The organism is Lactobacillus sp. UCMA15818, assembly GCF_030400225.1.
Lineage (GTDB): Bacteria > Bacillota > Bacilli > Lactobacillales > Lactobacillaceae > Liquorilactobacillus.
Genome location: NZ_VJYB01000021.1, coordinates 1 through 18,946 on the forward strand (window position 1 = coordinate 1; position 18,946 = coordinate 18,946).

General features: G+C 35.4%; 19 protein-coding genes. 4 read left to right on the forward strand and 15 right to left on the reverse strand.

Features of this window, described 5'->3' with window-relative positions:
- The first annotated feature begins 3 nt into the window (after positions 1 to 3).
- Positions 4 to 96, forward strand: coding sequence for an IS3 family transposase (locus FFX44_RS12675; protein WP_354669255.1), 93 nt, complete (start codon positions 4 to 6; stop codon positions 94 to 96).
- 124 nt (positions 97 to 220) lie between these two features.
- On the opposite strand, the gene FFX44_RS11995 is transcribed toward FFX44_RS12675, so the two are convergent.
- From FFX44_RS11995 to yjeM, 5 genes are all read right to left on the reverse strand, one after another.
- Positions 221 to 550: an AzlD domain-containing protein gene (locus FFX44_RS11995; RefSeq protein WP_289981285.1), complete on the reverse strand. Its 330-nt coding sequence runs from the start codon at positions 548 to 550 to the stop codon at positions 221 to 223.
- On the reverse strand, positions 537 to 1,244 hold the full coding sequence (locus FFX44_RS12000) for an AzlC family ABC transporter permease (RefSeq protein WP_289981286.1): 708 nt from the start codon (positions 1,242 to 1,244) through the stop codon (positions 537 to 539). Before FFX44_RS12000 ends, FFX44_RS11995 begins: the two co-directional genes overlap by 14 nt.
- Before the next feature lie 27 nt (positions 1,245 to 1,271).
- Positions 1,272 to 2,552, reverse strand: coding sequence for an O-acetylhomoserine aminocarboxypropyltransferase/cysteine synthase family protein (locus tag FFX44_RS12005; protein ID WP_289981288.1), 1,281 nt, complete (start codon positions 2,550 to 2,552; stop codon positions 1,272 to 1,274).
- Positions 2,553 to 2,650: 98 nt separating this feature from the next.
- On the reverse strand, positions 2,651 to 3,781 hold the full coding sequence (locus FFX44_RS12010; protein WP_289981292.1) for a 5-methyltetrahydropteroyltriglutamate--homocysteine S-methyltransferase: 1,131 nt from the start codon (positions 3,779 to 3,781) through the stop codon (positions 2,651 to 2,653).
- A 397-nt stretch (positions 3,782 to 4,178) separates the two neighbouring features.
- Complete coding sequence (gene yjeM, locus FFX44_RS12015) at positions 4,179 to 5,675, reverse strand: glutamate/gamma-aminobutyrate family transporter YjeM (RefSeq protein ID WP_003687546.1); 1,497 nt, start codon at positions 5,673 to 5,675, stop codon at positions 4,179 to 4,181.
- A 423-nt stretch (positions 5,676 to 6,098) separates the two neighbouring features.
- Between yjeM and FFX44_RS12020 the strand changes: the two genes are divergently transcribed.
- Entirely contained in the window at positions 6,099 to 7,487 is a 1,389-nt protein-coding gene (locus FFX44_RS12020) for an amino acid permease (RefSeq protein WP_289981298.1), read from the forward strand.
- A 275-nt stretch (positions 7,488 to 7,762) separates the two neighbouring features.
- Here FFX44_RS12020 and FFX44_RS12025 read toward each other — a convergent pair whose 3' ends face one another.
- From FFX44_RS12025 to FFX44_RS12035, 3 genes are all read right to left on the reverse strand, one after another.
- Positions 7,763 to 8,761, reverse strand: a complete 999-nt coding sequence (locus FFX44_RS12025; protein WP_289981300.1) for a DUF3324 domain-containing protein — start codon at positions 8,759 to 8,761, stop codon at positions 7,763 to 7,765.
- Positions 8,762 to 8,823: 62 nt separating this feature from the next.
- Complete coding sequence (locus FFX44_RS12030) at positions 8,824 to 9,396, reverse strand: hypothetical protein (protein WP_289981301.1); 573 nt, start codon at positions 9,394 to 9,396, stop codon at positions 8,824 to 8,826.
- A gap of 31 nt (positions 9,397 to 9,427) precedes the next feature.
- The gene (locus FFX44_RS12035) at positions 9,428 to 10,150 is read right to left on the reverse strand and encodes an EAL domain-containing protein (protein ID WP_289981303.1); all 723 of its coding nucleotides are present in this window, start codon (positions 10,148 to 10,150) and stop codon (positions 9,428 to 9,430) included.
- 378 nt (positions 10,151 to 10,528) lie between these two features.
- Here FFX44_RS12035 and FFX44_RS12040 point away from each other — a divergent pair, with 378 nt between their 5' ends.
- A complete protein-coding gene (locus FFX44_RS12040) occupies positions 10,529 to 11,137 on the forward strand; it encodes a recombinase family protein (RefSeq protein WP_289981305.1) in 609 nt (202 codons plus the stop codon).
- Between the two features lie 10 nt (positions 11,138 to 11,147).
- On the opposite strand, the gene FFX44_RS12045 is transcribed toward FFX44_RS12040, so the two are convergent.
- The 7 genes from FFX44_RS12045 to FFX44_RS12075 form a co-directional block, all read right to left on the reverse strand.
- Positions 11,148 to 12,395: a HAMP domain-containing sensor histidine kinase gene (locus FFX44_RS12045; protein ID WP_289981307.1), complete on the reverse strand. Its 1,248-nt coding sequence runs from the start codon at positions 12,393 to 12,395 to the stop codon at positions 11,148 to 11,150.
- Complete coding sequence (locus tag FFX44_RS12050; protein WP_289981308.1) at positions 12,392 to 13,078, reverse strand: response regulator transcription factor; 687 nt, start codon at positions 13,076 to 13,078, stop codon at positions 12,392 to 12,394. Before FFX44_RS12050 ends, FFX44_RS12045 begins: the two co-directional genes overlap by 4 nt.
- 11 nt (positions 13,079 to 13,089) lie before the next feature.
- The gene (locus FFX44_RS12055) at positions 13,090 to 13,701 is read right to left on the reverse strand and encodes a GTP pyrophosphokinase family protein (protein WP_289981311.1); all 612 of its coding nucleotides are present in this window, start codon (positions 13,699 to 13,701) and stop codon (positions 13,090 to 13,092) included.
- A 167-nt stretch (positions 13,702 to 13,868) separates the two neighbouring features.
- Entirely contained in the window at positions 13,869 to 14,741 is an 873-nt protein-coding gene (locus tag FFX44_RS12060) for a hypothetical protein (RefSeq protein WP_289981312.1), read from the reverse strand.
- A gap of 48 nt (positions 14,742 to 14,789) precedes the next feature.
- Positions 14,790 to 15,521, reverse strand: a complete 732-nt coding sequence (locus FFX44_RS12065; RefSeq protein WP_289981314.1) for a gamma-glutamyl-gamma-aminobutyrate hydrolase family protein — start codon at positions 15,519 to 15,521, stop codon at positions 14,790 to 14,792.
- A gap of 383 nt (positions 15,522 to 15,904) precedes the next feature.
- Positions 15,905 to 16,471, reverse strand: a complete 567-nt coding sequence (gene rfbC, locus FFX44_RS12070; RefSeq protein WP_289981316.1) for a dTDP-4-dehydrorhamnose 3,5-epimerase — start codon at positions 16,469 to 16,471, stop codon at positions 15,905 to 15,907.
- Positions 16,472 to 16,784: 313 nt separating this feature from the next.
- Positions 16,785 to 17,324: a DUF1440 domain-containing protein gene (locus tag FFX44_RS12075; protein WP_289981320.1), complete on the reverse strand. Its 540-nt coding sequence runs from the start codon at positions 17,322 to 17,324 to the stop codon at positions 16,785 to 16,787.
- A gap of 322 nt (positions 17,325 to 17,646) precedes the next feature.
- On the opposite strand from FFX44_RS12075, the gene FFX44_RS12080 reads away from it, so the two are divergent.
- A complete protein-coding gene (locus FFX44_RS12080; protein WP_289981328.1) occupies positions 17,647 to 18,735 on the forward strand; it encodes an Ldh family oxidoreductase in 1,089 nt (362 codons plus the stop codon).
- Positions 18,736 to 18,946: the final 211 nt, after the last annotated feature.

Here is an 18,946-nt window from a genome sequence, read left to right on the forward strand (position 1 = left end):
TGGATTGATTTTTACAATAAACGTCGTATTAAAACAAAACTGAACGGTAAGTCACCGGTAAAGTACCGGGAACTCGCCGTTCAGAAAGTAGCATAAATCATATGTCCAATTTTAAGGGTTCACTTCACGACTCTAAAAAATTAGTTTTCTAGTCTAATTCTTTAGAAATCATCTTCCAATTATTGCAGCTTTTTTGTATAGGTACTTATTTCTTTTAAAACTATATCTCAAGTGTCCGGATGAACGCTAGAGAGACAACTCCTACAATTACAATTACCAAAAGGCTCTTGGTTAAAAGTGCACTTAAAATCGTTGGCACCGAGGCCGCTAAATTTTCAATATTTAGACTTGGCAGCTGACCTAGATGTTGAATAAATAAACTTTCAAACCATAGTGCAGACATTATTGTAAGTGGGACAAAGCTCAAAAAACTCACCATTTTATCGTTCAACTTATATTTTTTCAAAATTACTAAAGGAAAGACTTTAGACAACCAGACCACAAAACCGGAACATATAATAATCTTAAATACATAATCAAAAGAATACATTTTTCATGATCACTCCAAACAAGCAGCCCAAAACTGTTACTAGTAAAATCAATATGTTTGCAGAAACAAAAATCAATCCAATATAGATTGTAAACAGCGTGAATAAAATAACCAGTATTTGCAGTCCCAACTTAATTTCTCTCTCGCTGATGATTTGCAAACACAATAGTCCAATGAACATTGCAACTAAAGCAAAATCCAATCCAAATTTCTGAGGTGTTCCCACATAGTCACCTATTAAAGCTCCAATAAGTGAAGCAATTGCCCACGTAAAATATGCTATCAAATTACTGATGTTGAGCCAGTCGAAATTTAATCTTTTTTTGGTATAATTAATTTTATTCATGCTTAATACATATGTTTCATCAGTTAGCAGTGAACCCAATAATATATTTTTAAGGATTGACTCTTGTTCTAAATAGGGTGCGACTGACATACTGATTAAAATCATTCTTGCATTGACTAGAAATGTTGCCAAAATAATTGGTAATAGCTCACTATGACTAATAATCATGCCAATTATCACGAATTGAACTGAGCCGCCATACGTTATCATCGACATCAATAAAACTTCCAACACGGTCAATCCAGAGGCTCTGCCAACGATTCCAACAGTTATTCCGATGCCAACGTAACCAAGAACGGTAGGCAAAGTTTCAATAATTCCCCGTCTTCTTGTTAACTGACTATTCAATCTTCCAGCCTTTCATTCTCATAAGCATTATTCAATCTTATCTAATGCTTGTTTAAGATCTGCAATCAAATCTTCGGCGTTCTCAATTCCAATTGAGATTCTAATCAAATCTGGCGTAATTCCTGCTTGCAACAACTCATCCTTGTTCAACTGTGCATGGGTTGTCGATGCTGGATGAATAATTAATGACTTCGCATCCCCGACATTAGCCAGTAAAGAAAAAATCTCAAGACCTTCAATTAATTCTTTCCCTGCTTTTTCCCCACCTGTCAATCCAAGAGTAAAAATAGAACCTACACCATTTGGAAAATCACGTTTTGCTAATTCTTTATACTTATTATCGGCTAACTCTGGATACTTAATCCAAGATACCTTCGGATGTGCTTGTAAAAATCCAATGATCTTCCTAGTATTTGCAACATGCCGTTCTACCCGCAACGATAACGTTTCTAACCCTTGGAGCAATAGAAATGAGTTGAATGGACTAATGGCTGCTCCTGTATCACGTAGCCCTTCAGCACGAACCTTTGTAGTAAATGCCCCTCCGATTAAATCAGCAAAGACTAAGCCATTGTATTGCGGATCTGGTGTAGTAAATTCTGGATATCGTCCACTCTTTTGATAATCAAACTTGTCATTTTCTACAATTATTCCGCCCATAGCTGTTCCATGTCCGCCAATAAATTTGGTTGCAGATTCAACCACGATATCTGCCCCATGATCAAGTGGACGATATAAGTATGGTGAAGCAAAAGTATTATCAGAAATAACTAAAATTCCATGTTCATGCGCAATCTTCGCAATTGCTTCAAGGTCTATGAGGTTAATATCCGGATTACCAATTGTCTCAACATAAATTACTTTTGTATGCTCATTTATTTTTTCTGCAAAATTATTTGAATCATCTGAATCCACAAAGTGTGTTTTAATCCCTAATTTGGGTAAGGTCACATTAAATAAATTATAAGTTCCACCATAAATTGTACTTGCTGAAATAATCTCATCACCTTGACCCGCGACATTAGTAATTGCTGCTGTAATCGCTGCCGCACCCGTCGCTAATGTCACACCGCCAGTTCCATTTTCTAATTCTGCCACACGCTCGTCAACAACTGCTGTCGTCGGATTAGTCAAACGATTATAGATATTGCCAGGATCTTGAAGGGCAAAACGTGCAGCTGCTTGGGCCGCATCTTTAAATACATATGATGTTGTCTGGTATATGGGTACAGCGCGCGCCCCAGTTTCGTCAACTTTCTGTCCAGCATGTACCTGCAGTGTTTCGAAATGCAGTTGTTGTTTTGTCATAGTAAATTCCTCCTGTTTTAATTATCTTTTTTAACTAAAATATAACAAACTTAAAATTTATTTGAGCTCCACTTGCCTTTTTGCGCTCATTCCATATATCATTTCCAAATCTGCTTTGCTGTATCAACTACCAGCTTAATTTTGGCCCATTGCTGCTCCTGTGTTAGCTTGTTTCCTTCTTCAGTTGAAGCAAAACCACATTGCGTGCTTAACTGTAAATGTTTTAGCGTTACATACTGTGCAGCTTCATTTACCCTGGCAATTAGTGATTCCGGTGACTCAAGCGCTGGATGTTTACTTGTTACTAATCCTAAAACAACATCCTTTCCTGCTGGAACTTTGGCTAATGGTGCGAAGTCTCCCGAACGATTGTCATCAAACTCAAGATAAAAGGCTGCAACATCTTCTTTTGCAAACAGATAATCCGCAACCGGTGCATATCCACCAGAAGCAGCCCATGTTGAATGATAATTTCCTCGGCAGACATGCGTACTGATTCTTAAATCATCTGGAAGGTTTACCAATGCTGCATTATTAACCGCTAGATATGTCTTTTGAATTGCTTGCCGGTCTAGACCCTCGCTCGCACGCGTTGCCCAATAGTGATTATCAACCACCATGCCCCATGTACAATCATCCAACTTTATATCCCGACAACCTTCGTCGTATAATGCGAGAATTAATTCACGATATGCTTTCCCAATATCAGCAATTAATTCATCATCTGTTTGATAAAATTGTCTTAAGGACTTAGTATTCTCCTCATCTCGTACAAGCTCTGAATAAAATTGAGCAGGTGCTGGAATACTTTGTCGTGCAATTATTCCATTGTCATTTTCAACCAACTCTTTTAGAAACTTGTAGGCACGTAAATCTGGATGATCCGTACCAAATTTTATCTTACCAATAACTCTTGCAGAATCTGCTCTGGTTTCTTCATCATGAAATAAATATCCATGACTAGGTATGACATGCTCAATCCCCTCAAATCCCCAAAAGGTATCTAGGTGCCAATAACTTCTTCTAAATTCACCATCTGTTACAATCTTCAAGCCACTTTCTTTTTCTTTTTCCACTAATTCCCTAATTAAATTATCCTCAATTACCTGTAATTCTTTTGCAGTGATTTCCTTGTTATTGAATTTCTCGCGAGCCTTCTTTAGTTCATCAGGTCTCAAAAAACTCCCCACAATATCATAATGTATTTTTGTAACCGTTGAATTAACCATAATTAAAATCCACCTTCCATTGATTCAGAAATAGTCCTTACCAGCAACTGCTATTAAAACAACAAAAAAGCCCCTTACCCATCTCACAGAAACAGGTAAGGGGCGAATTAGCGCTATACCACCCTTGTTCACACTTAAAAAGTGTCTCATCAGCACATAAAAGAAATACTATGCCTGGGAATTTAACGGTTCCTACCGAATATTCAGCAATCTACCAAACATCTCTATCTCAAAGCTCATCTTCACTAATCTAATTAATATCTGCTCTCAGCACCGTCAGACTTTCTGTAAAAAATTATCATTAGTTACTCTTCTTCTCACAAGATTATTAATATCGTTCTAATAGCTTAATGGAATTCTAATACTTCATAATCTATATGTCAACCCAAAAAATAAACTATTTTCCCAATTTTTTTGTACGCCTTTCATACAGTACATAAAGCCAATAACCAATAACTCCAAATAAAACTGGTCCAACTAATTCCAAAAAGAGATTCAAATAATTTTTAGTTGAAATTGCATCAACCATTGTCGAACCAACCCCCATTAAAAGAATGAGATTAACCGCAATAACTATAGTCACATACTTCCATTTCACCTTAAAAATCTCATAGGGCTTCACAATTTTTTGATTGTGCTTAAAGAAAATGAAAGCACTCACTAAGAACAAATATGGCAAGGTAGATGAAACATTATCCATTAATGTTAAAATCTCGTAAAAAGCTTTTGCAGAATTATTTCCAAACGAAGTCAATGCAATCAGTATACAAACAATCAGTGCTTGCCACCACATAGCATTACTCGGCATTCCAAAGCGATTGAGTGCTGGAAGTGACTTTGGCCATAATTTTTTGGGGGTTCCCAAGATAAATGACTTTATTGGCATATAAACGATTACAAAAAAAGAGCCTAGATAACTCAATAACATCGTAAAAGATCCAAAGCGAGCAAAGAAGAAACTTAACGATTCAGATCGACTAGCCGATAGTCCAAGCGTATTACCAATACTATATCCTAGGTTACTCATCAAAATATATGTTGTGTTGCCCAAATTCACACCGTTCTTTTGAAATACTTCATGCCAATTTGCAGAGGCACTCCACAGAAAGATAATAACTGCATAAGCTGATGCAATCAACAACGCACTGATACCCAGTGCAATTGGAAAATTCTTTCTTGCATTTTTCATTTTATCCGAAATACCGCCCAATGCTTCAATCCCGGCGTATGCATAGACAGCATAAATTAGAAAAGAAATCATTTGACTAGTTGATTGATAACTTGGTCGTGGAGATTCAATGAAACTTTTGGGGAAACTAATTGGTTCTGCCAATTTGAAGCCATTCAGAACAAGAAAAAAAAGACTTGCACCTATAAAAAATAATGCCAAAATAACCGCAGCTACTCCTCCAGCAGCTGCTAAACTAGATACTTTATCTAAGCCTCTCACAGAAATAGCTGTTACAACTATGATAAATAATATACTAATAAAACCGATTGTCTCTGTTGAATTCAAGCCCAAAATATGCCATTGTCCCGTTTTATCAGTACCGCTGATCGTTGTGGATAGCATTATCCAGATTTTAGAAACTGTTGAAACAGTCAGGATTATCCAAGACGCAATCCATATAAAACCACCAATGAACGCCCATTTCAGACCTAAAGACTTTTCTAACCATGTAAAGACCCCCCCTGGTTCATCACGCATTGCAACACCAAATTCTGAAAACATCAGTGTTGAGGGAACAAAAAAGAAAAGGGCAGCTAGAATGTACCATATAATTCCAGCATCCCCCATGGTGTAGTATGCGATTGATGTATTATCAAACGAAAATGTAGAAGTAAATATCATGAGCATCACACTCATTAATGTAAGTTTCCTTTTGTCTGTCATCTTAATTCTCCATAAATTTTAATTAATCTTATTGAATTACTATTCAAAAGTAACATTTTGAGCCTGCTTGTCAAGTAGTATAAACATTCAATGTCATTCATTCTATATTATAAAAAGAGTGTTTTATATAGTAAATAATTAAAAAATCAAAGTTTTTTACAGCATTGTATTTTTAAAGCAAATAGGTTAAAATTGATTTATTAATTTATTATGAGAATTATTCATTTTTGGTTCTTTTAAAAGATATCAAATTTTAATTACTTTTTATAACTTATTAGTCTTGCAATTATTTAGTGTGGTCAATTTTTTGTTAGTCACAAAGAGTTAGTTAATGAACAAAATGCATTTATTGCGTAAATTAGCAGAAAAACTGTGACAAAAAATCGTTTTGTCACAGTCTTTTTTTCTGTCAGAGGAGTGTACATGGTGAAAAAAAGCAACAAAGAATTAAATCGGGCTTTATCTTCACGCCAAATGCAGATGATTGCTTTAGGCGGTACAATCGGGGTCGGACTCTTTATGGGTTCTGCTGCTACAATCAAATGGACTGGTCCATCTGTTTTATTGGCTTATGGTTTAGCAGGACTAGTGCTATATATAGTAATGCGTGCACTGGGCGAAATGCTTTATGTTGATCCCTCAACAGGATCCTTTGCAAAGTATGCCTCGGAATATATTCATCCACTTGCTGGTTATCTCACCGCTTGGAGTAACATTTTTCAATATCTGGTAGTCGGTATTAGTGAGGTAATTGCTGTTGGGCAGTATTTAAATTATTGGTGGCCGAATCTGCCCGATTGGATTTCGGGAACAATTGTTATTATTACGCTTTGCATAGCGAACCTTGTCTCTGTTAAAGCATACGGAGAGCTCGAATTTTGGTTTGCATTAATTAAAGTTTTAACTATTATCTTCATGCTAATTTTAGGGGCACTCGTAATTCTATTAGGCTTAGGAAATAATTGGCACCCAATCGGTTTCTCTAATCTGTGGTCTCATGGCGGGTTTTTTACGGGTGGTTTTAAAGGCTTTATCTTCGCACTTTCAATTGTAATTGCCTCATATCAAGGAATCGAAGTTATTGGAATTACGGCTGGCGAAGCTAAGGACCCACAAGTTACGGTTATTAAATCAATTAAGTCTATTGTCGCCCGTATCTTGTTATTTTATATTGGTTCAATTTTCATTATTGTTACAATCTATCCTTGGAATCAGTTAGCTAAGGTTGGCTCCCCGTTCGTTGAGACATTCTCGCGCGTTGGAATTTCTGCCGCTGCCGCTATCATTAACTTCGTACTTGTAACAGCTGCAATGTCAGGTTGCAACTCAGGAATATTCAGTTCGAGTCGTATGATTTATACACTTGGTTTAAAGAAGGAAATCAATGCTAAGTTTACAAAGTTATCATCAAAGGGCGTACCTGTCTTACCGGTTTTGACAATTTCTCTTGGAATTCTACTTGGTTTAATACTAAATGAAGTTTTACCTTATTTTGTTAAAAGTAGTTCTAATATTTTTGTCTTAGTCTATAGTTCAAGTGTTCTCCCAGGAATGGTGCCGTGGTTTGTAATTTTATTTAGCCAGTTAAAATTCCGCAAAATAAAAAAGAATGAATTAGCAGATCATCCTTTCAAACTACCTTTATATCCATTTAGCAGTTATTTTGCACTTTTTGCATTATTTCTAACTTTGTTATTTATGTTCTTCAATCCAGAAACCAGAATTTCAGTAATAGTTGGTGCTATCTTCTTGATTATTATGTCAGTGATATTTTGGCGTACACATCCAAATACTCAGAATTCCAAAGCATAAAATTAAAAAAAAAACGATATTTGTGACTGATTACTTCAGTATTTATCAAAAATCTTTCTATTATTACGTTTATAAAAACCAAAGTACGTGGCCATGTTGGTAAGCACCAGTTCATTCTTACTTATCGAATTAAATTAGATATGCACCAAACTAAATAAAAAATAGGAACTTTATCAAAAAGTTTGTCATGATAAAGTTCCTATTTTGAATACATATAAGCTTACTTGTATTAGATGAAATTTTGTATAACTTGTTAGTTGATACTCTGTCACTATTTATTTGTCTTTTTTACTTTTGCTTTTTCGTCCACTGTACTTTCCAAGTACGTAAGTTACCAGTAGCAATAAAATTATACTTATACCTACTAAAATGTAAATCAACAATTTATTTGCCTGCGATCCTGTATTATTCTTACTTCTATTTTGTGTTGCTTTTGCTACTGAATTATTAATCACAAATTTATTTTGGAAATGCCAATGTCTTTGGCCTGATCTAGCCTTTAAATCCAACAGATATTTCCCGTCTGCTATCTTTTTTTTCAAGGGAATATGATAGTTGAACTGACTCAAAGGTGCCATTTCCAACCCTGTACTGCTACTTTTCTGTATGGTTCTATTATTTTCAAGATTAATAATCCTTATTTTAAAATTTAATTTTCCGAAAATAGTTGGTGTCATATTAGCTATTTTAGATATTATAAATGGTGACCCATTAATTACTCGTGCTTTTACATTTTTTAGTATCAATTTTGTATGCTGTATTTTTGTACTTTCTCGTAATGTTACAGGTATCACATATGCAATTATACTTTTATAACCCACAGTAGCTTTTTTTGAATTAATCGTTGAATTACCAGGCGAACTACTACTATCTTGTGACTCACTCACATAGAAACCACCCGCAAAGGCGCCTTTAAACTTCTGGCTTGGAACTTTGATTTGATATGTTTGCTTTATTTGTTGACTAGGTTGTATCACAATAGTTTTTCTTCCGCTTACCATTGAATTAAAATCCAATGGGCCAAAATATTTTTTCCCTAGAACCGATAAATTATATTGTACAATCCCGTTATCTCCTGTGAATGCTGTATTAAATGAAACTCGTAAAGTTTTTTTCTTTGAAGTATTGTTAGTAAGAATCAAGTTAACATCAAATTTTTGACCAGGAGATACTATCTTTTCGATACTTGTTGGATTTTCGCTATCATCTACTCTGACCGAATAGTTCTTGGTACTTGCTGCATTAACTTCTTGTGTCATATAGGAAAAAGTCAAAAATAAATATCCCCAAAAAAGTATACAAAAAAATATTCTAGTTCTTTTTTTCAGTAACTTCATTACTCAGCTGCATCACTTGTTGATGAATCTCCACCATTATTCCCCGTTAATGTCCAAGTAATCGTTCCTGTGTATGAACCCCCAAATACCTGATTATTCTGTCCCAAAGTAATGGCCGTATTATCGGCTGTTAATGCAGTACTCGTATCACCCTCATTTGTACCTGTCGCTACCTGCGTAGCCGTCTCTCCATCAATAGTAGTGATTGAATTCCCAGCAATTTTTAATGACGAAACACCTAACGTATGCGTGTTAGAATCAGCATCGGTATATGATAACGTAGTAGGAGTTGCTGCTAACGTCCAGCTGGTATCTGTCCCGTATCCTTGATTATCACTTGTTGAAACAGTTCCATCTGTAGTCAGAGAAGCTGTTGTCGATGAGTTGTTTGCAACATCTGCAACACTAGTAGAAAAACTTAGATTCGGCACAGAATTAATTGTAATATCTCCCTTAGTAACTGTAGCTCCCACAGTGCTAGTAGTCGTATCTGCATCAACAGCAGCAGTCCCTGTCAATCCCAAATATAAACTTAAAACTGTGATAATTGAAATTAATTTTACCTTTTTCATAAAAACATCCTCTTTTTAATTTATTTTATAATTAAACATTTTCAAATTTATCTTCCCATAAAAAACCTTGTTGAAGTTCAATTCCTAACTTAAGGACCATATCACTTAATTTTTCTGAATCAATTCCTTCCACAACAAATTCAAGACCATGCTTGTCTGCAATTGACTTCCAAAATCTCAATAATAAAATTATTGATTCTTTATTTAATCTTGCAAGCGGCACTAATGATAGTTTTAGCCTTTTAATCTGCAAAATGTTATCTAAAACAAAAAGCAATGTGTTCTGTCCAGTACCAACATCATCAATTGCAATCTCATAACCCATCATCTTAATATCAGTAATGCTATCAACCAGTTTTATTCTATCCACCATACCTGTTTTTGAGATATGTTCCGTAACTTCAATCTTCATATTTGAACTAAACATTTGCAATTCCATTAAATATACCCATGTTGATTCAAATAAAAATTGTTCTGGATTTAAATTTACACAAAGTACATAGTTGGAATGTACCTCTAAAATACTTCGAATTTTTTCTGCTAACCATTCCATCAAAAGACTATTTTTCTGATTATTTTGAATTAAGTATTCAAATTCATCTTTTGGAAATTTTAAGGTTCTTTTTCCTCTCAAAAGTACTTCAAATTCTTGTAACTTTTCTCCAACTCTATTACGGTAAATAATTGGTTGTAAACACAGTCCTAAACCATTTACTGAGTGGTTTTCTCGGTTAATTTTATTATCGATTAGCATAGCCTCCTTTCATTTTTTGTAATAATTTTTCTAACACCCCCTCTCGTAATCAATAAGCAATTAAAAACTTTAGCATCACCATCTAATTTTTATTAGGGTAGACCCTATAATGATATAGCTTCACTATAGAATAGGAGTTTAGGAATGTCAATAACTACTAAAATTATAAATATAGTGTGCATATTTAATGAATTTGAATGCGCTTTTATAAATAAATAATAGAAAATGATTATTTTTTTGTTACAAAGCGCTATTTTTTATGAAAATTATTGAGAAATTAAACGCAAAATAATTTCAATTTTGGGTCTACCCATAGTAGAATATGAATATCAGAAAAATATGAATATATTCATAATTATTTATTTGGGATGTTATTATATGAAATTTGGTTATGTACGAGTATCTACAAAAGATCAGAATTTAGCACGACAAATTGAACAACTTAAAAAGATTCCAGTGGGGAAAATTTTTTCAGAAAAAGAATCTGGAAAGAATATTAATAACCGCTCTGAACTTTTAAATTTATTAAAGTGTATTAAAAAGAATGATATTGTTTACGTTACAAGTCTAGACCGACTCGGAAGAAACGCTGATGATTTAACAGAAATTATTCAGTACATCAAAAAAAGAGGAGCGTCATTACAGAGTTTGGATTTACCCGATTTTTCAAATGTGCCCGATGTAAATTTAAGAAACATGCTGACAGACATTTTAGTAACAGTCTTTAAATTCCAAGCTCAAAGTGAACGCGAAAAAATTAGAGAACGGCAACGCGAAGGAATTGCGCTAGCAAAAAAACGAGGCGTCTACAAAGGACGCCCCGTTCTATACAGTGCTGATTCACCAAGCCCACAAAAAAGAAAGGTTTATTTTGCGATAAAACAGGGACTTGATGATGGATATTCTGTACCATACTTAGTTAATAAGTATGGAATTAGCCATGGAACAGTTTACCGCATAAAAAAAGAAATTAGTAAGAAAAAGTAATGCACTCTTTCTATCTTACCAGCTTGAACGTAACATTAAAAAAAATAGTTTCTTTTTGATAACGTACTCCTATCTTTCCATTAAATGCATCAATCAAACTCACTGCCATTGAAAGGCCTATTCCAAAACCCTTTTTAGCACTATTTCGGGACTTATCATCGCGATAAAAGCGCTCAAAAAATTTACTATAATTACTATTCTTGCCTTTAACGTAGGTGTTCCCCACCATTAAAGTTGCTTTCTTGAGTTTTTTATCAGGAACAAGCGCCACACTAACGGTTCCACCATCATCACAATATTTATTTGCATTATCAAGCAAAATATTGCAGAGCTCAAGAAAACTATTTTCTTCTGCATTTATTTTAAGGTCAGGGGAAATATTAATTTTAAATTGCTTATTTTGCTGAACAACAACAGACTTAAAACTCTTTGTTGCACGCTCAAGTATGCCTGATGCCTCAATCACCGACAAATCTAGTTGCTGCTGCTCTTCCATGCGAGCTAACGAAATCAGGTTATTAATCAGCTGTGTTAAGCGATTAACCTGCTGATCATTACTTACAGTCCACTCTGTTTGTCCAGTTATCATTTCTTGCAGCTCATTATTAGCCTTAATTATAGATAATGGTGTTTTCAACTCATGCCCCGCGTTGGTTACAAATTCTCGTTGCCGCTTGTCTGCTAATACGATTGGCCTAATTGCACGTCTAGATACAGCGATTAACATCAGAGTGAATAGGATTAGACTTGTTATTCCTAGAATCATACCTACCTTCACAATATTATTAGTACTCTCCATAATTACAGATTGATCAAGAAAAACAATTGTTGTTTTCCCGTTCTTTTTTGAAGTTTTATAAGCATAACTCGATACCACAGACCGCACAGAACCAGACTGCCGCTTACTCCTAAAAACTTGGTAGCCTAGACTAGATATCGTTTCACTAGGTACACTAACAATATGTGAGTTATCCAGCGAAACCTGCTTCCCTTTGCTATTGAATGAAACACTAAAGTAGCGATACTGATATAAACTTTCCTGATTAAATGTTGGTCCAAAACGTTTCTTAACATTTTGTGTGTTGATTTGCGAATTTATTTTTCCATTATTTTGCAGAAGTATGATGAGTACATTATCAATTTGTTGCTTTGCTCTATAGTATGAGACTCCTACGATGCCACCAATGAGTGTCACTAATACAATGAATAGCGCGATAGTTGACATATAGATAAAGCGATAACGGATTTTTTGGATCATTTAGGATCCTCCTCACTGTTATTAATAAGTTGATAAGGTCCTCCTTTATTGCCACAAATACCTACGTGTGCATTGACAGATTGCAGTTTTTGTCTTAAATAAGAAATATAAATCCAGAGCATTTCTGTGTCAATTTTTTCATTTTTCCCCCATGTGTGTTCAATCAGCGCCTTATTATCCAACTTTTTTTGAGAATTTAAAATCAATATATTCAATAATTTAGTTTCTTCCACAGATAAGCTGATAGAGTTATAACTTTCCAATCTTTGTTCCGTATTTTTTAGAGTTATGTCTCCAAAGTCTAAAGTATCTTCGGTATATTTTTCATTTCTTCGCTCTAAAGACCTTAATCTTGCCAGCAGTTCTTTTAGGGAAAACGGCTTTGTCACATAATCATCTGCACCGGCATCCAACCCTGTAACCTTGTCATCAACTTCTGACATTGCGGTCAGCATGATAATGTATGTTTGATTCCCCGCAGCTCGAATTTCTTGTACCGCTTCTATCCCTGTCATCACTGGCATCATGACATCAAAAAGCATAGCATCAAAAATCTCATCTTCGGCCTTTTTCACTGCCTCTACTCCGTTATATACCGGAATAACTTCGTATCCTTTACTCTGCATAGCAGCACATAAGACTCTTGATAATTCCTTTTCATCTTCAGCTAGTAACACTCTCATCAAGTCACTCCCTAATCATATTCATGAATTACTTGCCTAATTGTTTGCATTTGTACGTCACACGAAGCTAATTGATCTGCACAGCGCTTTAGCTCATTGCCGATTTGCTCTGGATTCTTAATATTATGTTTGTATTTCAATTCATGTTCCAAGCTTGCCCAAGAATCCATGGCAATTGTCCTTAGTTGGATTTCAGCATAATAATTACCAGGAATACGACCATTAATATCGGGATATGGGCAACTAACCTTGATAATCAGATGATAGCTCCGATAGCCATTAGGCTTCGATTTTGAAACATAGTCTTTTTCTTTAACTACAACGCACCAATCTTGTATTTTCAAAAAGCCAACCAGTTTATAGATATCATCAATAAAATTACATACAATCCTAATTCCAATTGCATCCTTACAATCATTAAGCGCACTTTTAGGCGTAAGATCCAACCCTTTTCTTTGGCACTTTTCAATCATGCTGTCTTCATACTTAATCCTGCCAATCAAGTGTTCATACAGCTTTTCACCATCTTGTTTTTCAACTTTTTGACTAAGCTCGTCAATTTTATGCATAATTTCATCTTTTATTTCTGGAAGATAATTTCCATAAGCACCGTATATTTCCATATTATTCAGTCCTTCAGTCACTAATTTAATACCTTTGATACACAAACTAAACATTTTTTCTACATTGTTCCATAGTTCTAAAATAACACACAAATATTAAGTAATTGTGGACAAAACTTGAAAAAGACTAATCTTTATTGTTTTTTCAAATCTTCTGTTGTCTTTAATTATTTCATACTAGCCGCCATCTTAACTGCCGTTGTAATATCATGTGCACTCAATTGATACACTACATTATTTTGTTGCCATGTAATTACTTGATTACGACTACCATACGAATTACCAACATCGGCTTTAATTGCTCCATATTGTGTAGGCGCAGGCAATCGATATGATTCTAACAGATTTACAATTTGCACAGCTAAAGGTTGAGGATCTTGTTGGTTGACTGCAGTTGCATGAACAGTCAACGACCATTTTCCTTCGTGCCATGAAAGGTACCTTTGTCCTGCCCCTGCGTCTTCATAGCCTATCATATTATGCCCTAAATCTATAGTAGGCAGCCCATTCAAATCAGTTTGACTCACATAAGCAACCTGTGCACTTGCATCATTTAAAGTACCATAAGAGGTCTTTTTAAGCTGCACATATGGAATTTCCGTTGAGATTGCCGTATCGTTGAATTGACGCGCAACCCTGCCGACGCTATAACTAATCGTATAATTAGCTTGGTTTCCTTCATAACGCACATTTAATTTGTCACTACCGGTTCCTAACCCATCGACAGTTGGTAAGAGCACGTCTCCCAAAGCGTTATGCAATTGTTGATTAAAAGTACTCAGCCGTGTTGTGTTAACGTTATTATTACTGCTGGATGAAGATTTACTTGCACTAGAAGTTTTTTGACTAGTGGATGCTGTGACAATAGAGCTCTGTTTACTACTGCTTTTTTGAGAAGTTTTAGAACGTTTCCCTGCCGAAGTCTGCTCCGATGTTACTTTCTTGCTAGAACTTGCTGCTTGTTTTTGATTTCCACATGCTGTTAGCAGACTTGCCAATAATAAAATCAGCAATAAACTCGATTTCTTCCCCTTTTTCATGATGATTCCCCCAATTTCCAACATTAATTGCTCAACAAATAATCTACCCTAATCCTTTGCCGCAACTTCGATCAGCTTTTGGAATATCTGATTCGCACTTTGAACGCTGTCAATTAACATTTCCGGATGAAATTGCACTCCTAAAAAGAATTCAAAGCTAACATCTTCTAATGCCTCAACTACACCATCAGAAGTCGTCCCCGAAATCTGTAAACTCACTGGCACAGATTTAACTAACTGATGATGAAATGAATTAACAAGCATACTATCTTTTTGAATAGTTCTATCCAACAATGAATTTACTGTAATTCCGATCTTATGTGTTGGAATTGGTGGATCTTGAAGCTGAAAATGTCGTATTGTATGTTCAGCACGATAAGAAATATCCTGATATAGTGTTCCCCCTCGATAAACATTAATTATTTGTGCCCCACGACAAATGCCCAATACCGGGATTTTCTTAGCTTCTGCCGCCTCAAGCAGTGCAAATTCAAAATCATCTCGCGCCGGAAAAATTGCGCCGCATTTCTGCTGAATTTCTTCGCCATAATTAAAAGGATTCACATCCTGTCCCCCCGAAAGAATCAAGCCATCTATCGCGGCAATAATTTGCTTAGCTGTTTCAGCTGGACTTGTTGGTAAAATTAGCGCAACTCCGCCATTGTTATTTACAGCTCTAATATAGTCATTATTTACATACGCACGTTGATATCCTGGAAATATTCCCCTCTGATCTTTGATAATGCTTCCTGAAATGCCAATAATTGGTTTTTTGATCATATTTTCCCTCCAATCGAATTCTATAAATCGCTCTTTTTTATTATTGAATTCAAAGGTTCTAATTTCTTTTATTATAACAAAAAAAAGATTACGACAACACACAACAGAATTTGGTATTATTCTGAGTATAAAAAAGTGCTCCATAATAATTAGATTTTTGTCTAACTATTATAGAACATTTCAAAAGTTAAATTTTGATTCAGTTCCTCTATTTATTCCCTGTAAACGTGTTTCATAAGTCAAAACTCTCCGTCCAACTTCGAATTACTCATAGCAAAGTACTCGCTATGTTCGTAATTTCGAGTTAGTACCCAAATTTTCCCGACTTATGGCACACTACCTTCCTGTGTTTAATCAAGTTTTTGATTTTAATTCTTTGCAGATCAAAGTGCAAGAACCTCACGAAGACTCGGAGCCTTTGAGTCCTTTTCAGATATCTGCTCACGATTATTTGAATCAATCTGAATGGGCCAGTCAATACCCAATTCTGGATCTAAAGGAGATAAGGCTACTCCCTTCATCCCTGAAACCCACTCATTATCAAAGAAGTACAGATATTCTGTGTTATCTTCAAGTGCTTGAAAGCCATTGCAGACTCCTTGAGGAACGAAAACTTGAACACCTGGGGTAAGCTGAACGGTTACGACTGCCCCCCTTGTTTTACTGTTTGTTCTCGTGTCCACATATGCACCAAAAGCAGATCCGTAAGCCACAGTAACCAGCTTCGACATTGCTTCACCATGAAGACCGCGAACCGCACCAAGTTGCGTCCGTGTTAAATTCACTTGACTCCATACAGAAACAGTACTTGGAAGAAACTCGGAATAACTGCTCTGACGATAAAGTTCTCGAACAGTTCCACGACCTTCCGTCACCATTTTCGCATTAATAATTTGTAAACCTTCGATTTTGGAACTTACAACAGCTAAAGTATCAATATGTAAACTCATTTTCATACCTCCATATGGTTTTTTCAACAGCATTTTTTAGACTTGTTCCTTACAAATGCATTTTACTACTACCATGCACCTATTTTGAAAGTTTTTTAACAAACGAGCTATTAAAAAAAACAGGAGCTGGGTCAAAAGTTAAATTTTGATTCAGTTCCTCTACTTATTCCGTATAAACGTGTTTCATAAGTCAAAATTCTCCGTCTAACTTCGAATTACTCATAGCAAAGTGCCTGCTATGTTCGTAATTTCAAGTTAGTACTCAAATTTTCCCGACTTATGGCACACTCCCAACTCCCATGGACCTTAGTAATTATAAATTCTCTAACTTGTTTTTCTTCTCGTTTTTCGCTAAACAAACTGCAACTGCATAGATTGACCATGCCCAAACAATATGTCCGAAAAATTCCGAAAAATGTTCGTCGAATGGTTGGTTCCAAGCAGCTGGAACAGTTCCCATTGCGGGCATAATAATAATATGAAAAGCAACCCAGATTACAATACCATATGCAGCTCCTTGCCACATTGTTGTTTTCTTCCAATACTGTGCCAAAAAGATGAATAATGCCGCAAAAACAATTGAAAATGCAAAATGAATAATTAGTGCAACAAAATATACTTTTTGATCCGTAGAATAATAAACAAACGCATGAACAGCTTTTGAAGACATTCCAAATTGTTCCAATAAATGCTGTGGTGGATTCGTGGCATTTCTAGCCAAAGTGCGCGGAGGTAAAATATTCTCCCACCCGATTTTGACCATTCCTGAAATCATACCTGCAATAAAACCATACCATATACTCTTCCAAACAATTGTCCTAAAAGGTATCTTTGGTTTTGACAAACTCAACATTCTCTCTTCCCCCTTCTTACAGTTGATCATCATACTCCTTGTGAATTCTTTGTCAAATATATCGTGTGCAATAATCTCTTATTATTAGCCATGTTTATTTCTTAATAACCAGGTAATATATACAATTTGCTCATATTGGCACATTTTCATTTTACATTACGTTATTTCCAGCTAATCCCGTCTCATAAATTCAAAAATGTAATTTCTCCTGTTACTCATAAAATATCCCCACTAACTTCACAAATCCTTATCTTAGATACATCTTTTTTATGCTAGAATGTCAATATAATTCTCCTAATTAAGAATGAAAGGTTGATTAATTATGATTAAAAAATATGATAGCAAAAAAATGCAGCAACTTGTCCTTAAAATCTATGAGGCTTATGGCTTTTCTGCTGCTGATAGTGAAAAAATCGCACATACATTGATTTATACTGACATGCACGGGATTGAATCACATGGCGTCCAACGTATGGCGATGTACGATAAGTTCATTCAAAATGGTAAAATTAAGATTAATAGTATTCCCGAAATTGTAAAGGAAACTAATGTTAGTGCTGTTATTGATGCTCATTTTGGAATTGGTCAATTGAATGGTATCTATAGCATGGAGCTTGCAATCAAAAAGGCAAAAGAACACGGAATTGGGATTGTGACTACAAAGAAATCTGGACATTATGGAATAGCTGGATTCTATGCAAATATGGCTGCAGAAAAAGGATTAATTGGAATGTCTTCAACCAATTCTCGTCCTGGCATGGTGCCAACCAACTCGACTCAGCCATTCATAGGTACTAATCCAATCGGCTTTGCAATGCCTGCTCATCCACATAACTTCATACTTGATTTTGCAACCACTACTGTCCCACAAGGGAAAATTGAAGTCTACCGCAAATTAGAGAAAGATCTTCCTGCATTTTGGGTAGCTAAAGATGGTGTTAATCCCATCCATGATCATACCAATAATCAGGATTTGGACTTACTTCGTGTTCCCAAATCAAATGTTGGCCTGACCCCACTCGGAGGTATTTCTGAATTGACTGGCGGTCACAAAGGGTTCGGACTAGGAATAATCGTAGAAATCTTTACTTCGATCCTTTCGCAAGGTGATGTCTCATCTGAAAATGATGGCAGTAACCCTGAAATCGGCCCTTGTCAAAGTTTTATTGCAATCGACCCTGCTATTTTTGGCAATAAAGAAGCTATCATTACTCGTTTTTCTGATTACCTGCAAGAAATTCGTGAATTACCCGCTGTCCCGGGACATACAATCTATGTTCACGGCGACAAAGAACAAATTAGTTATCTTGATGCGAAAGAAAATGGAATCAAAGTCGACGATGCTACAATTTCTGAGATTAAGTCGATTGCAACACGACTAGGAGTTTCTTTCGAGGAATACTTATCCTAGATTTAATGTTGAATTGAGTATTTTAAAATTAAATACAAGGTGTTTTTTGCCTTATGACACACATTTATTTGTAATAGAACAGAAGGGGCTGTGCCATAAGTCCTAAGTAAAAGAGCCACATTAGAAAAAATAATAATTTTTCTAGTGTAGCTCTTTTGGTATAATTGAAAATAAAAAAAGCACTGGTTGCAGCCAGCACCTTCAAAAACAA

Bases quoted from the DNA above. Each gene is read 5' to 3' on its own strand.
- FFX44_RS11995 (WP_289981285.1), bottom strand. From the start codon at position 550: ATGTATTCTTTTGATTATGTATTTAAGATTATTATATGTTCCGGTTTT.
- FFX44_RS12005 (WP_289981288.1), bottom strand. From the start codon at position 2,552: ATGACAAAACAACAACTGCATTTCGAAACACTGCAGGTACATGCTGGA.
- FFX44_RS12010 (WP_289981292.1), bottom strand. From the start codon at position 3,781: ATGGTTAATTCAACGGTTACAAAAATACATTATGATATTGTGGGGAGT.
- yjeM (WP_003687546.1), bottom strand. From the start codon at position 5,675: ATGACAGACAAAAGGAAACTTACATTAATGAGTGTGATGCTCATGATA.
- FFX44_RS12020 (WP_289981298.1), top strand. From the start codon at position 6,099: ATGGTGAAAAAAAGCAACAAAGAATTAAATCGGGCTTTATCTTCACGC.
- FFX44_RS12030 (WP_289981301.1), bottom strand. From the start codon at position 9,396: ATGAAAAAGGTAAAATTAATTTCAATTATCACAGTTTTAAGTTTATAT.
- FFX44_RS12035 (WP_289981303.1), bottom strand. From the start codon at position 10,150: ATGCTAATCGATAATAAAATTAACCGAGAAAACCACTCAGTAAATGGT.
- FFX44_RS12040 (WP_289981305.1), top strand. From the start codon at position 10,529: ATGAAATTTGGTTATGTACGAGTATCTACAAAAGATCAGAATTTAGCA.
- FFX44_RS12045 (WP_289981307.1), bottom strand. From the start codon at position 12,395: ATGATCCAAAAAATCCGTTATCGCTTTATCTATATGTCAACTATCGCG.
- FFX44_RS12050 (WP_289981308.1), bottom strand. From the start codon at position 13,078: ATGAGAGTGTTACTAGCTGAAGATGAAAAGGAATTATCAAGAGTCTTA.
- FFX44_RS12055 (WP_289981311.1), bottom strand. From the start codon at position 13,701: ATGGAAATATACGGTGCTTATGGAAATTATCTTCCAGAAATAAAAGAT.
- FFX44_RS12060 (WP_289981312.1), bottom strand. From the start codon at position 14,741: ATGAAAAAGGGGAAGAAATCGAGTTTATTGCTGATTTTATTATTGGCA.
- FFX44_RS12065 (WP_289981314.1), bottom strand. From the start codon at position 15,521: ATGATCAAAAAACCAATTATTGGCATTTCAGGAAGCATTATCAAAGAT.
- rfbC (WP_289981316.1), bottom strand. From the start codon at position 16,471: ATGAGTTTACATATTGATACTTTAGCTGTTGTAAGTTCCAAAATCGAA.
- FFX44_RS12075 (WP_289981320.1), bottom strand. From the start codon at position 17,324: ATGTTGAGTTTGTCAAAACCAAAGATACCTTTTAGGACAATTGTTTGG.
- FFX44_RS12080 (WP_289981328.1), top strand. From the start codon at position 17,647: ATGATTAAAAAATATGATAGCAAAAAAATGCAGCAACTTGTCCTTAAA.